This is a genomic window from Flavobacterium sp. KBS0721 (genome assembly GCF_002007065.3).
GTDB lineage: Bacteria > Bacteroidota > Bacteroidia > Flavobacteriales > Flavobacteriaceae > Flavobacterium > Flavobacterium piscis.
In genome coordinates this window covers 5,064,550-5,079,389 of sequence record NZ_CP042170.1, presented here as the reverse complement: position 1 = coordinate 5,079,389, position 14,840 = coordinate 5,064,550, and the positions used below count along the sequence as shown (strand labels likewise).

Below are 14,840 nucleotides of genomic sequence, written 5' to 3'. Positions count from 1 at the left end.
TGATTTCATAAGGAAAGTGAGGATTCAACAGGGTCATTCTGAGTTTTGTTTCTCATTTATTTAATACGGTTATCTCCAGGTAACATCTTTTTCAAAAACAGTAAAAAATGAAATATTTATTAGTCCTACTATTAGCAGGTGTAACATCTAGTGCTCAAATTCAAAAAGAGCAGCTAAATCTTATGCCCTGGCCTCAGAGTGTTGTTGTAAACGACGGAAATTTTGCTTTAAACAAAAACTTTAAAGTAAACATTACCGGAAATCCTAATCCTCGAATTTTTGGTGGAGTAACTCGTTTTTTACGTCGCTTAGATGGTAGAACCGGTATTTTTTTCGAACAAGGTTTTATTACTAAACTAAATGAAGTGCCAACAGCTTCACTTCAGATCAATTGTACCAAAGCGGGAAAAATTGGTTTGTATGAAGATGAAAGTTATCATTTAGATATTAAACAAAATCAGATTATAATAAATGCAACAAGCGATTTAGGAGCACTTCATGGTCTTGAAACGTTATTACAAATGTTGCAGAATAACAATAACTCATTTTATTTTCCAAACTCAAAAGTTTCAGATTTCCCAAGATTTACCTGGAGAGGTTTAATGATTGATGTTTCAAGACATTTTCAGCCAATTGATGTCATCAAAAGAAATATCGATGGATTGGCCGCTATGAAAATGAATGTTTTTCACTGGCATTTGGTAGACGATCAGGGTTGGAGAATCGAAATGAAAAAACATCGAAAACTGATTGATTTAGCCTCAGATGGAATGTATTACACACAGGAAGAAATCAAAAATATCGTAAAATATGCTGATGAGCGCGGTATTTTGGTGGTTCCGGAAATAGATGTTCCTGGTCATGGATCTGCAATACTTACCGCTTACCCGGAAATAGGAAGCAAAGTGATTACATTGACAGGAGGAACTTCTGAAAAAAATATTCAGGGTACAGCAATTACTACCTATGGAGTTGAAAGAAATGCAGGTATTTTTTCGCCAACATTAGATCCTTCAAATCCTAAAACATATCAATTATTAAGTGAAATTTTTGATGAGGTTTGTCCATTATTCCCAGGCGCTTATTTTCATATCGGGGGAGATGAAAACGAAGGTAAAGACTGGGATGCAAACCCAAAAATTCAGGAATTCATGAAGAAAAACAAGTTGGCAAACAATCATGAATTGCAAACTTATTTTACCATGCAATTGGTACCAATGCTTAAAAAACATGGTAAACAATTAATGGGATGGGAAGAAATTTTGACAAAAAATATGTCAAAAGATGCCATTATCCATTCCTGGAGAGGTCCTAATGAAGGCGTGATTGCAGGTCAGTCATTGGTTGATGCAGTAAAAAAAGGATATAAAACAGTTTTATCAAACGGATATTATATCGATTTGATGTACCCAATTGCAAGTCATTATTTGAATGATCCGATGCCAAAAGGAGCCAATTTAACTGCCGAAGAAAAAGCAAGAATATTGGGTGGAGAAGCTACAATGTGGACAGAATTGGTAACGCCAACAACTATAGATTCAAGACTTTGGCCAAGAACAGCTGCAATTGCAGAAAGACTTTGGTCAGCAGAAGATATTACAGATGTAGCCAATATGCGCAAACGTCTTGAAGTAGTTTCTTTTAGATTAGAAGAAATAGGATTAACACACATTCGCAACAAAGATGTGATTTTAAGAAACATCACAAACAATCAAAATATCAACTCATTAAGCGAGTTCTCGAATGTTTGTGAGCCATTAAAAGGATATACACGTAATAAAGGCGGAACGGAGTATCAAATGTATTCTCCATTCACACTTTTTGCTGATGCCTGCGGGCCGGATGCCAAAGATTCTTTAGCTTTTGATGATGCAGTAACGCAATATCTGGCCAATAAAACATCGGAAAATAAAGCAAAAGTAGCCGCTTATTTAAATAGATGGATTGCCTTAAATAAAGAATTAGTTGCCCTGAGTGCCAATGCGCCATTAGTTCAGCCAATTTTGCCTTTGTCTAAAAAACTGACAGATGCATCGCAGGAATTGTTGCTTGTTTTAGAGAACAAATCAACATTAAAAACGGATGATCTAAAAAGCTTAATTGAACAATGTAATACAAAAGATCATGCAGATGTTGAATTATCAGTATACGCGAGTCTTAAAAAATTAATTTAAAGAGTTTGGTTTGAGTTAGTACTTAGTAAGTTTTGTTATCCTGATTATTAGTAATTTATTTATCTCTGCCAGAAACCTCTGGTAGAGGTGAATATGGTAAAAAACCACATTAAAAACTCATTAAATCAAATAAAAAATATAGTAACCAAATAAGAAGTATTAACATTTAAAACCAAATAAAACAGAATAAAGCATAAACATGACAAACAAGTAAATATTAAAATTGATAAACCCCAAATTTATCATTTGTTAACCTAATTTTTTTGAATTTAAATAAATATCAATCAGTGCTATTCACTAATGATTATGGAAAATCAGTAATAGTAGTATTTATTTTTAGAAGTAATATGAATTAATTTCCTGTGAGTTGCAATGTTTTCTATTTGCAATTTATTGAAACCCAGTTGTTGTTTTTTATGTGCCGTGTTTGGTGCACAATTTATTGCAATTGGAATATTTATTTTTTTCTATTAACCAATATTAATTTAACTATGAAACATTATTACAGATTGCTTTTTTTGTTACTGTTTCCCTTACTCGCGTTAGCCCAACCAGCTCACGGCAAAAAGGTAGTGGGGTATTATGCGCAATGGTCTATCTATGCCCGGGATTTTAATATCCCAAAAATAGACGGAAGTAAATTGACGCATTTGAATTATTCTTTTTATGGGACAACTTATGATCCGGCCCATCCTGAGAACACCAAATTATTATGTTTGGACAGCTATGCCGACTTTGAGCATATGGAAGGCGGAATCCCCTGGGATGCTCCGGTAAAAGGAAACTTCTATGACTTGAAAAAGTTGAAAGAAAAGTATCCTCATTTAAAAGTTTTAATCTCTGTAGGAGGATGGACTAAAGGTCAGGATCTTTCTCCAATTGCAGCAAGTCCTGTTGCAAGAGCCGCTTTGGCTGCAGACATGGCAAACTTCATTACCACGTATCCTTTTATTGATGGCTTCGACATCGACTGGGAATATCCTCTTTCCGGAGGAACAGATGGTACCGAGGTAATTAACGGAGCACCAATTCCTCCGCAAAAGTACAGCCCGGACGACAACAAAAACTTAGTATATTTATTGAAAGCAATGCGTCAGGCAATGCCAAATAAATTAGTTACAATTGCGGCTGGAAACAATGTTCGAAATGTATCCAAACAATACTTAGGGCCAAACAACAGATCACAATACGGAATGACAGAAGACATTTCGACATATTGCGATTATATCACTTATTTTGGATATGATTTTGGTGGAAACTGGTTCGATAAAACCTGCTACAATGCTCCTTTATACGGAAGTGGAAACGCAAACGATCCGCTATATGGCGCAGCACAATCAGAATCTTTGGATGAATTAACCAATCAATATTTGACTGTAGTTGGTTTTCCTGCCAATAAATTAATCATGGGATTGCCTTTCTACGGGAAAAAATTCGACAATGTTGCCAATAATGGAACCAATCCTAATTTACCTGGATTATTCGTTTCTGCACCGAGATATATTGTTTCAGGATGTACAAATCCACAAAATCCAACAGGAACGTGGGATGGTCCGGCAGCCTGCGAAAAATCAGGAAGCATAGAAATTTGTGATTTAGTCGGGAATCCGGTTACCAATTCACATCCTTATTTAGATCCAAATACCATGTTGGTTACTCCAAGTGCAGCTTCGGCAGGATGGGTACGCTATTTCGATAATACAACAAAAGTTCCTTATTTATACAATGCAACTTTAAAACAGTTTATCTCGTATGAAGATAAGCAATCAATGGATTTAAAAGTGCAATATATTAAATCGAAAAACCTTGCCGGAGGTATGGTTTGGGAATTGTCTCAGGATACAAGAGGTTCAATTCCAAACTCATTATTAACTCAGGTTGATACATCATTTGGAAGCGTAGTTCCGGGAACAGTAAGTATTACAGGTTCTGTAAAAAACGGATCGGCTTTAGTTCCGGATGTTACTGTTGAATTACGTAATGCAAGCAATGTCGTATTGCAAACTGTAGTTTCTACTGGCGGCAATTTCACCTTCAATAACTTAACTTCAGGACAAAATTATACATTAACAGCTTTAAAAGCTTCGTATACATTTGTTCCGGTTACTTTAAACAATGTTACAGTCAATCAAACCGCTGTAGTGATCAACGGAACGCAACCTGTTTATACCGTAAGCGGAACAGTTCTTAACGGAACAACTCCGGTTTCTGGTGTAACAGTTTCGGCTACATCTGGAGCAACAGTTTTAACTGCGGTTTCGAATGCAAGCGGAGTTTACAGTGTTGCAGGTTTAACAGCAGGACTTAATTTTACAGTTACAGCTGCAAAATCAGGTTTCTCATACACACCAACTTCAACAGTTTATAATGCAATTGATGCGAATAAAACGTTGAATTTTATTCAAGGCGCACCAATTGTTAATTACACAGTAAGCGGAACTGTTGTAAACAATACGACTCCGGTTTCGGGCGTAACAGTTACAGCCACTTCTACAACCGGAAATTTTACGGCAGTTACAAATACAAGCGGTGTTTATTCGCTTAGTTTGCCTTCTGGAGGAAATTATACCGTAACAGCAGCTTTAACAGGACAAACTTTTACACCGGCTTCAACAGTTTATACCAATTTAGTGGCCAACAAAACACTAAACTTTGCTCAGGATGTTATTGTAACTCCTTCAGGTAAAATTAGCGGAACGGTTAAAAACGGAGCAAATTTTGTTTCTGGTGCCAAAGTAGAAATAGTTTTACCATGGACAGATAATACACATCCTTGGAAAAGTGTTATTGCCATAACAGATGCTCAGGGAAAATACAGTTTTGACAATGCAGTTGTAGCAGGATATACCACAATTACAAGTTTAAAATTAAACACTTGGGAAAACGGAGAAGTAGTTTACCTACCTAATAATCTGGCCAATTTTGCCGTTCCTGCAAACCCAACAGTTTACAACTTCAGTACAGGTTCTAGTGCAAGAGCAGCACTGGCAAGTACTAACTTAATTAGCGGAACTGTCAAAAATGGTACAACTCCTGTTGCAGGAGCTAAAGTAGAATTAGTAGTGCCCTGGACAGATAATACGCATAACTGGAAAAGTGTCCTTGCAACAACAGATGCATCAGGAAATTATAGTTTTGATAATACAGTTACAGCAGGTTACACGCAAGTTTTAAGTTTAAAACTAAATGGTTGGGAGAACAATAATACCGCATATTTCCCCAATAATCTGGTAAATTTTGCAATGCCAACAGCTCCAACGGTTTACAACTTCAACACCAATACAGTTACAATTACGCCACCTCAGGTAACTATTACAAGTCCATCATTGGCAACGGTTGCTATAGCTCCGGGAACTGCAATTCAGTTGAAAGCAACTGCAAGTGTAGATGCAACCTTAACTATTTCGTCAGTAGTATTCAATATCAACGGACAAAATATTACAGCAACACTTTCAGGAACAGAATATGTAGCAAACTGGACACCGGTTGCAGCAGATTTCAACAAAAATTATACGTTGAAAGCAACAGTAACTTCATCAAGCGGTACAACAGCCGAAAACACTAAAGCATTCTCTTTACAATGTTCAGGAACAACTTGTCCTAATTCATTGCCTGTAATTACTTGGAATTCACCATCGAGTACTGTAAACCAGAGTTCTTTCCAGGTTGTGCCAATTTCAGTTACAGCTGTAGATAGTGACGGATCAGTTTCAGGTGTTACTATCACAATAAATGGAGGTACATTCAACATGACAGCAGGTACAAATAATACTTACACCTATAATTTTACTCCATCTGCTTATCAGGATTATCCAGTTGTAATCAAAGCAACAGATAATAAAGCTGCTGTAACTACATTAAACAATACCATTAAAATTGCTCCGGTGAGCACGAATAGATTTATCCCGCTTCCATCCAAAATTATTTTAGGATATGCACATTCCTGGGAAAATGCAGGAGCTCCGTTTTTATACTTCTCTCAAATGGTGGGAAGTAAGTTTAACGTAGTCGATTATTCTTTCGTAGAAACCGTTAATCGTGATGGTTATACACCAGTATTAACTACCAATGATACCCGATATATGACCAATGGTGTTTTCAATAAGCAATTGTTGAAAAACGATATAAAATCCCTAAGAGATAGCGGCGTTCCTGTTATTGTCTCTATTGGAGGTCAAAATGGTCATGTTGTTTTAGACAATGTAACGCAAAAAAATATTTTTGTTAATGGTCTAAAAGCCATTATCGATGAGTATCAATTTGATGGAGTCGATATTGATTTTGAAGGCGGATCGATGAACTTTAATGCAGGAGGTTTAAGAGATATTTCGTATGCGGGTATTTCTGCTTATCCAAGATTAAAAAACGTAGTAGATGCTTTCAAAGAATTAAAAGCGTACTACGGCCCTGGATTTTTATTAACAGCAGCTCCGGAAACACAATACGTACAAGGAGGATATTCTACCTACACAGATACTTTTGGTTCCTTCCTGCCAATCATTCAAAACTTGCGTAATGAATTAGATTTGTTAGCGGTACAATTGTATAATACAGGAGGAGAAAACGGATTAGATGGTCAATATTATGGTTCAGCTAAAAAAGCAAACATGGTAACAGCCCTAACCGATATGGTAATAAAAGGGCATAATATTGGTACAACAGGAATGCGTTTTGACGGTTTACCGGCCTCAAAAGTTCTTATTGCATTACCAGCTTGTCCAAGTGCAGCAGGTAGCGGCTATTTAACGCCGGCAGAAGGAATTAATGCTATGGATTATTTAAGAAACGGAACCACGTTTTCAGGAAGAACATACACTATGCAGCCAGGCGGACCTTATCCTTCTTTAAGAGGTTTAATGACCTGGTCTGTAAATTGGGATGCATCTTCTTGTGGTAATTCATCTGAATTATCGAAAGCCTATGCCGCTTATTTTGCTTCGCAGTCAACAGCAAAAAAACTGTCAGTGGATAAAATTGAAGCAAATAATACAACTATGGCTTATTTCAAAAACGATGCATTATCAGTTACAAATGACACCCAGGATATCGCTCAGGTAGAGGTATTCAATACCATCGGGCAATTATTGGTGAGTCATAAAAACATTCAGAATAATAAAGAAGTACTGCTTCAAAATTACAGTTTCTCAACAAAACAAATATTTGTAGTGATCGTAACAGACAGAGCAGGAAACAAAAAATCACTGAAAGTAATGAACTTTTTAAATTAATTAAAGGAATGAAAATTTAGAAATAAAAAAATTAGGACGGTTAAAATTGAGTTTGGTTATTTATTTTTTAATCTAGTTTTTATTTCGAATAAATGCATCAAGTTTAGGTGATTTGTTATTTGGTTTTCACCTGGAGGCGAGCATTATGAACCTGGCAATTATATTGTCAGGTTTTTTTATGTTTTAAAGTGACGTAAAATTAATAGTGATTTTTTTTAGGAGCTATTTCCTGCTATCCACTTGTATCTTTTATTTTTTTAAAGGAAAAAAATAAAAGGATACCGCTTCTATCAGGGCTAGGGCATTTGTTTTAATAACGATAAAGGAGAATAAAATTAGTGTAAATCCGCTTAATCTGCAAAATCTGCGAGCCATTAAAGAAGCAAAGTAACCTCAATCTGCGTCATTGCGAGGAACGAAGCAACCACACTATCAATTGATTTAGCAAGTGAGATTGCTTCGTTCCTCGCAATGACATAAACCCGTGTTTTCGCAGAGCGAATCCGTGTCATCCGTGTGCCATTTCTTAGCTATTACCTCAAAATACAAACAATTTTAAGTACTTTTGAATCCCGGTAATTCCATTAAAAACTTCATGCAAAAATCAATCAGCTTCATCATAGCATTTCTAATCTTCAGCACAAGTTTCGCTCAATCAAACCACGAAACCCCTGAAGTAGACCCAATTCAAATTCAAAAAACATATACAGATTGGTCTGCCTATCAAAGCAAAAACATCATGCTTTCGAGAGATTTTATAGCATTCGATTCAAATTCAAAAGAAATTTCAAAAGAATCCTTCCTAAATCAATTGGCAAACGAAAACTTCATCCCAATCCGATTAAAATCAGATGATTCAAAATATTATTATAAGCTATTCGAAATTCAGCCCGATTCAGATACCAGTATAAAAGCCACAATCAATCAAATTGGTTTCGATGCCCACAAAAATTTCGAAATGGAAGGAACTCAATTTCCTAAATTCTCTTTCAAAGATTTAAAAGGGAATCTGGTTTCAAACGAATCCATGAAAGGAAAAATCATCGTTATTAAATGTTGGTACATTCACTGCACGCCATGCATCAAAGAATTTCCGCAGGTAAACAAACTGACACAAGAATACAAAGACCGAAAAGACATTCTTTTTATAAGCCTCGCCGAAGATGCTCCGGAAAAATTAAAAGCATTTTTAGCCAAAAGACCTTTAGCATATTCAGTAATTCCAAACATGAAAGTGTATATGAACGAAGCATTACAACTCAATTCATTCCCAACACATTTCATTTTAAACAAAGAAGGAATTATTGCAAAAGTGTTGCCTAATTTCGAGAGTCTTGAAGTCGCTTTAGAGAAAGAAAGTAAATTGTAATTTTTTTAAACCCTATAAGTGATATAAGAAATTATAAGTTTGCTTATATGAACTTATGTAGCTGTTGAATTTAATCTCGCAATCCCGATAACTATCGGGAGCAAAGTCGCAAAGTTTTTTATTGGCTTTTTTAAGTTATTAGGTTTCGCTTTAAAAGAACTTATATTACTTATATGGTAAAAATTTTCAACGCAAAGTATGTCTTCTTTGCGCCTTTGCGTCTTTACGAGAAATTTTCTTCGCATGGTAAAAACTTAGAACCTTAGCCCCTTTGCATCTTTGAACCTTTTTCCGTACTTTTGCACCAAATTAATTAAAAAGACATTCATGTTAACAGTCAATAATTTATCAGTTCAATTTGGCAAACGAATTTTGTTTGACGAAGTAAATACCACATTCACACACGGAAATATTTATGGAGTTATTGGAGCCAATGGTGCTGGAAAATCTACTTTTCTAAAAATCATTTCGGGCGATATCGATCCAACTTCTGGCCACATTCATTTAGAACCGGGAAAACGTATGTCGGTTTTAAACCAAAATCACAATATGTTCGACGAGCATACGGTTTTGGAAACTGTTTTGATGGGAAATAAAGTTTTGTATGCTGTTAAAAAAGAAATGGATGAACTTTATCTAGACTACAACGATAAAAACGCAGACAGAATTGGAGAGCTTCAGGTTCAGTTCGAAGAAATGAACGGTTGGAATGCAGATTCTGATGCCGCATCGATGTTGTCTAACTTAGGCATCAACGAAGAGCATCATTATACATTAATGGGCGATCTTGAGGGAAAAATTAAAGTTCGTGTGCTTTTGGCGCAGGCTCTTTTTGGAAACCCTGATTTGCTTATTATGGATGAGCCTACCAACGACCTGGATTTCGAGACAATCGCCTGGTTAGAAAATTTCTTAGCCAATTATGAAAATACAGTAATTGTAGTTTCTCACGACCGTCACTTTTTAGACTCAGTGTGTACACATATTTCTGATATCGATTTTGGAAAAATTAATCACTACTCAGGAAACTATACTTTCTGGTACGAGTCTAGCCAATTAGCGGCAAAACAACGTGCTCAGCAAAACAAAAAAGCCGAAGAAAAGAAACAGGAATTAGAAGAATTTATTCGTCGTTTCAGTGCGAACGTTGCCAAGTCTAAACAAGCAACTTCTCGTAAAAAAATGATTTCTAAATTGAATATTTCAGATATCAAGCCTTCTAGCCGTCGTTATCCAGCGATTATTTTTGATCAGGATCGTGAAGCGGGAGATCAGATTTTGAATGTTGAAAATTTGGAGGCTTCTGTAGAAGGTGATCTTTTGTTTAAAGGAGTAAATTTGAATATGGCAAAAGGCGATAAAATCGTTCTTTTCTCTAAAGATTCGCGTGCTACAACAGCATTTTACGAAATTTTAAACGGCCAGCAAAAAGCAGATTCAGGAACTTTCGATTGGGGAATTACAACCAATCAAGCGTATTTACCGGCAGAAAACCATTCGTTTTTTGAGAACGATTTGACATTGGTAGACTGGTTACGCCAATACGCAAAAACAGAAGAAGAGCGCGATGAGGTATTTATTAGAGGATTCTTAGGGAAAATGATTTTCTCAGGAGAAGAAGCTTTAAAAACAAGCCGCGTATTATCAGGAGGAGAAAAAGTACGTTGTATGCTTTCGAGAATGATGATGGAAAGAGCGAATATCCTAATGCTGGACGAACCAACGAATCACTTAGATTTGGAGTCGATTACGGCTTTCAATAACTCGCTAAAAAACTTCAAAGGATCTGTAATTTTCACCACACATGACCACGAGTTTGCACAAACTGTTGGTAATAGAGTAGTAGAGCTTACGCCAAACGGAGCAATCGATCGTTATATGACATTTGATGAATATCTTGACGACGAAAAAGTTCAGGAATTAAGAACAAAAATGTATGCTAAATAAACATAGCTTTAAATAAAAAAGAAATCCCGATCAGTAATGATCGGGATTTTTTTATGTTTATTTCTTACCAAAAAGCTTAGCGAATATAAAGATGATGATCGCAACAATAAAGATGACGATAAAAATCCCGAATCCCATTCCGGCTTTAAAAATGTCTCCAATAACTTCGCAACTTGTAAATGAAAATAGTATTACGAATACCATTAACAAAGGTGTAATGTTCTTTTGCATGATTTTGCTGTTTTAGTGTTTTAAAAAGAATTTTGTATTCTAATTATCGTTAGATTAAAATTACTTCAAACAACAAAAAAATGTATTACATAATTTAATTCAAAAGTTCTATGATTTTGATTAACACTAATAGATATTCAAAAAAGAGCCATAGGCTCGACCCATATTGTAGGGCTGGATTTTAATCCAGTTTATAGAAGGTTGAATCGTTACAATATTTTAATAAGCTGAATTTTATTACCACAAGTATCATCCAAAATGGCAATTTTTACATTTCCCATTTCAGTTGGTTTCATGGTAAATGCAACGCCAAGATGTACAAGACGATCATATTCTTGCTGAAGATCATCCACATTAAATTGCGTGTACGGAATTCCGGCATCAAACAACGCTTTTTGATATGTTTTTGCTGGTTCAAAATGATTGGGTGATGGTTCTAATAAAACTTCAACACCATCTGGTTCATCTTTAGAAACTACCGTTAACCATCTGTTACCTTCGCCTAAAGGCACATCATTTTTTTTTATGAAACCCAATTTTGTAGTATAAAATTGTAATGCCTTTTCCTGATCTTGGACAGGGATTCCTATGACTTTTACTTTCATTTTTTTATATTTTTAAATTGACTATTTTTTCTGCCATATTCATTTTTGATGTCTGCTAATTGCAATGCCATACAATGATCTAAAGTTAAAAAATGAATTGATTTTGAAATTTTTCCCGTTTGATATTCGTTTAGCAAATCTTTCCAAATTGTTGGATAAAATATCCCTAAAGAAAAAAATATTAAACATGGAAAAGTAAAATTACCATTTCCAATTAAATAGGCTTGCATTCTGATTTCATCCTTCATTGTCATTTCATATTCTAAAACAATGTGCTTGAGATCGTGATTTTCGAATTTCGGAATTAATCGATAGTTTTTATTGTCGAGCATTTCTGCAACTTCACGCCCAACGGTTCCTGCTTGTAAAGTTCTTAAATGAATTAATTTAGGTGCTAAATAATCTTTTCCGTGAATAAGTTCTAAAAGCCAAATAATGCCTCCGGTGATTTTGAGTTGTTTAATTCTGTTTATCATTAACATGGAAGACTTTTTATTCTCCAATAGTTCCAGTCTTAACTTCTCCGGCTCGTTTGTAACTTACAGCAATCACACCGCTTGGTGTAACCGTACTTTCTATTAAGGTAAATCCTGCAGGAGTTGAGCTATCATCAAACAATTTTTTCCCTTTGCCCAAAATTATAGAATAAATTAGAAGCCCAAGTTCGTCCACTAAATCATGTTGAAGCAAGTGTTGAACAAGTGTAGCACTTCCCCAAACTTTAATATCGCCGCCTTCTGAATTCTTGAGATTTTTAATGTCTTCTATGTTGGAAAGAAATTCGGTGTTTTCCCAGTCTGAGCTATTTCTGGTAGAAGACAAAACATATTTGGTAACTTCATTAATTCCCGGCCAGCCTTCTGCATGTTTAGGCCAATAGTCTTCAAAAATATCAAATGTTTTTCTGCCCAAAAGAATATCGGCAGGTTTCATTTGTTCCTGCATGACATTGCCATATTCTTCATCTCCAAAAGGTGCTACCCAGCCTCCATATTCAAAACCTCCCGAAGTATCTTCTTCAGGGCCACCAGGTGCCTGCATTACGCCATCGATTGTAATCATGGTTATGACGATTATTTTTCTCATGATGTTTGGTGTTTAATATTGTCAAATATAAGAATATTAGAAATAAAATAATCTCTGCGTTATGGTTGTTGATATTCAGCTGTAATCTTAAATTGATTTATATGCTTAAGAAAAGGTTAATCACTTAAAATAGTCTGTCGATATAACTCTTAATGTTTTGTAAAGATTCATCTATGTTTTTAACTTCTTTTGCTAATGAATGAAGATTTGAACCGAATTCCGTTTCAATATAGTTTTTTACAGTTAAAGATTCGGAATCAATCAATTTAGTTGTTAGCTGTACATTTTCATTTAATCTTTCTTGTTTCATAGCAAGTATAATTGATAGAAAAATAACTAAAATAAAAATTCCTACAATAAAAAAGCAACAAATTTCAAGTATTCTAGCCATTATAGAGATCGGTTTGATAATTTCAATATCTCCAAATGTGATGGTCTTCAATGTGTAATAGAAGAAATCAAATGTTATGTATTGACCTGTGTAAAGAAAGTTTTCAGGGTTTAGTTTATATAATTGGAAATTCAGAAAACTAAAAAAAATAATTGAATAAAACATAAACATTAATGAACCAAATAGGCAAGAAATTATATACGCTTGCTTTCCTTTCTGACCAATAATTTTTTGCTTAAATAAATCTGCGCAGAAATTAAAAATTAATACTCTTCGTATTTGTTTTTCTCTTCTTGTTTGTAATTCTAATTTTTCATCCTCTTTGTTTATTATATATGATTTTAATAAAAATGAATCTGATTTATTCTCACGATTTATTATTTTCTCTATTGCATCTTCAAGCGTTGTACCAAATATTGATGGTGTAGTAAAAGCTTTTTTTAATAATCTATACAAGTAATTTGTGAAAAAATATGTAATACTTAACATGATAAAAATCCTAGAGATCCTATGATTGGAAAAACAAAAAATAATTACTGTTAGTAGAAATAAGCTTAAGTTAAATATCGTGAGTTTCAAATTATACAAGGCTGAAATTAATGAATTAATATAATTTCCAAACATATATATTTTACCGATAGTTAATATTGTCTTAGGAATAAACCAAAAAACAAGTAAAAAAGGGTACAAAGCAAAAGCTAATATATAGTACCAAGGGTTTAGAATAAGATATAAAAGTAACAATAAGAAAAATATTATTGGGATATATGGAATTGCCCAATCCAATGTAGATGTTTCAAGCAAAATTAAATCAACTCTAAATAAAAACAAAGAAATTCCAATGCTCCAAAATATTAAAAAACAAAAATGCTTAAACGCTAAATTTAGATTTATTTTTTTTTCAAGATTAATGTTTAGAAATGTTGACATAATAATTGTAAAGTTGAAATGAATTGTATTATTATTTACAATATTATCGATAATTGTAAATAATGTATTATACTGCTAAAATATGTTTTTTAAATTAGAATAGAGTTTAGTTATTAATATTGTTTTTTTTTGAATATTAAAGAAATAGTTTCCTTTATGAACTACTTTGAAGTTGTGAAATCCCCCATCCAAACCAAAAAAAATATTTCCCCACCCAACACCCCAACAAATAAATTCTGATTTCGTATATTTGCCCAACCAAACATCACACTTAATTATGAGCCAAAAAGTATTACTTAATTCAAAAGAAGTTACTATCATACTCCATCGTTTGGCTTGTCAGTTAATCGAAAAACACCTTGATTTCTCGGATACTATTTTAGTGGGGATTCAGCCAAGAGGCGTTTTTTTAGCTGAACGTTTAAAACAAATATTGGAAAACGAATATCAGGTTCCGGAGATTTCTTTGGGATATCTGGACATTACTTTTTTTAGAGATGATTTTCGTCGTACTGATAAACCGCTGGAAGCCAATAAAACACAAATAAATTTTATAGTCGAAAACAAGAAAGTCATTTTTATTGATGACGTATTGTTTACCGGACGAAGCATTCGTTCTGCTTTGACCGCAATTCAGTCTTTTGGGCGACCATCAGAAATCGAATTGTTGGTGTTAATCGACAGACGTTTTAGCCGTAATTTGCCTATTCAGCCCGATTATCGCGGTCGTCAGGTTGATGCTATAAACGACGAAAAAGTAAAAGTAAGCTGGAAAGAGAATGAAGGCGAGGACGCCGTTTATCTGATAACGAATTAAAAGTTTAATCGGTGATTTGTTTAATCGTTTAATCGGAAAGAAACGATTACCGGTATAGCAAA

At 34.4% G+C, this 14,840-nt stretch carries 10 protein-coding genes; 5 read left to right on the top strand and 5 right to left on the bottom strand.

The window, feature by feature from the left end; genetic code table 11:
- Positions 1 to 107: 107 nt before the first annotated feature.
- The 4 genes from B0M43_RS21170 to B0M43_RS21155 all read left to right on the top strand — a co-directional run bounded on the left by B0M43_RS21170 (position 108) and on the right by B0M43_RS21155 (position 10,718).
- Positions 108 to 2,174, top strand: a complete 2,067-nt coding sequence (locus B0M43_RS21170; protein ID WP_078005286.1) for a beta-N-acetylhexosaminidase — start codon at positions 108 to 110, stop codon at positions 2,172 to 2,174.
- A gap of 491 nt (positions 2,175 to 2,665) precedes the next feature.
- Positions 2,666 to 7,402 (top strand): T9SS-translocated chitinase ChiA, encoded by a 4,737-nt coding sequence (gene chiA / locus B0M43_RS21165; protein ID WP_078005285.1) that lies wholly within the window; start codon positions 2,666 to 2,668, stop codon positions 7,400 to 7,402.
- A 595-nt stretch (positions 7,403 to 7,997) separates the two neighbouring features.
- Positions 7,998 to 8,771 carry a TlpA disulfide reductase family protein gene (locus B0M43_RS21160; protein ID WP_078005284.1) on the top strand — a complete coding sequence of 258 codons (774 nt, stop codon included), beginning with the start codon at positions 7,998 to 8,000 and terminating at the stop codon, positions 8,769 to 8,771.
- 327 nt (positions 8,772 to 9,098) lie between these two features.
- On the top strand, positions 9,099 to 10,718 hold the full coding sequence (locus tag B0M43_RS21155) for an ABC-F family ATP-binding cassette domain-containing protein (protein ID WP_065449366.1): 1,620 nt from the start codon (positions 9,099 to 9,101) through the stop codon (positions 10,716 to 10,718).
- Positions 10,719 to 10,775: 57 nt separating this feature from the next.
- Here B0M43_RS21155 and B0M43_RS24530 read toward each other — a convergent pair whose 3' ends face one another.
- The 5 genes from B0M43_RS24530 to B0M43_RS21135 form a co-directional block, all read right to left on the bottom strand.
- Positions 10,776 to 10,949 carry a hypothetical protein gene (locus B0M43_RS24530; protein ID WP_168199972.1) on the bottom strand — a complete coding sequence of 58 codons (174 nt, stop codon included), beginning with the start codon at positions 10,947 to 10,949 and terminating at the stop codon, positions 10,776 to 10,778.
- Between the two features lie 209 nt (positions 10,950 to 11,158).
- Positions 11,159 to 11,554, bottom strand: coding sequence for a VOC family protein (locus B0M43_RS21150; protein ID WP_078005283.1), 396 nt, complete (start codon positions 11,552 to 11,554; stop codon positions 11,159 to 11,161).
- Positions 11,551 to 12,030 carry a hypothetical protein gene (locus B0M43_RS21145; RefSeq protein ID WP_123921738.1) on the bottom strand — a complete coding sequence of 160 codons (480 nt, stop codon included), beginning with the start codon at positions 12,028 to 12,030 and terminating at the stop codon, positions 11,551 to 11,553. The genes B0M43_RS21150 and B0M43_RS21145 overlap by 4 nt, the downstream gene beginning before the upstream one ends.
- A 16-nt stretch (positions 12,031 to 12,046) precedes the next feature.
- Positions 12,047 to 12,640 carry a dihydrofolate reductase family protein gene (locus B0M43_RS21140; RefSeq protein ID WP_078005281.1) on the bottom strand — a complete coding sequence of 198 codons (594 nt, stop codon included), beginning with the start codon at positions 12,638 to 12,640 and terminating at the stop codon, positions 12,047 to 12,049.
- Positions 12,641 to 12,764: 124 nt separating this feature from the next.
- On the bottom strand, positions 12,765 to 13,961 hold the full coding sequence (locus tag B0M43_RS21135) for a hypothetical protein (protein ID WP_123921737.1): 1,197 nt from the start codon (positions 13,959 to 13,961) through the stop codon (positions 12,765 to 12,767).
- Positions 13,962 to 14,238: 277 nt separating this feature from the next.
- On the opposite strand from B0M43_RS21135, the gene pyrR reads away from it, so the two are divergent.
- A complete protein-coding gene (gene pyrR / locus B0M43_RS21130; protein WP_078005278.1) occupies positions 14,239 to 14,778 on the top strand; it encodes a bifunctional pyr operon transcriptional regulator/uracil phosphoribosyltransferase PyrR in 540 nt (179 codons plus the stop codon).
- The last annotated feature ends 62 nt before the right edge of the window (positions 14,779 to 14,840 follow it).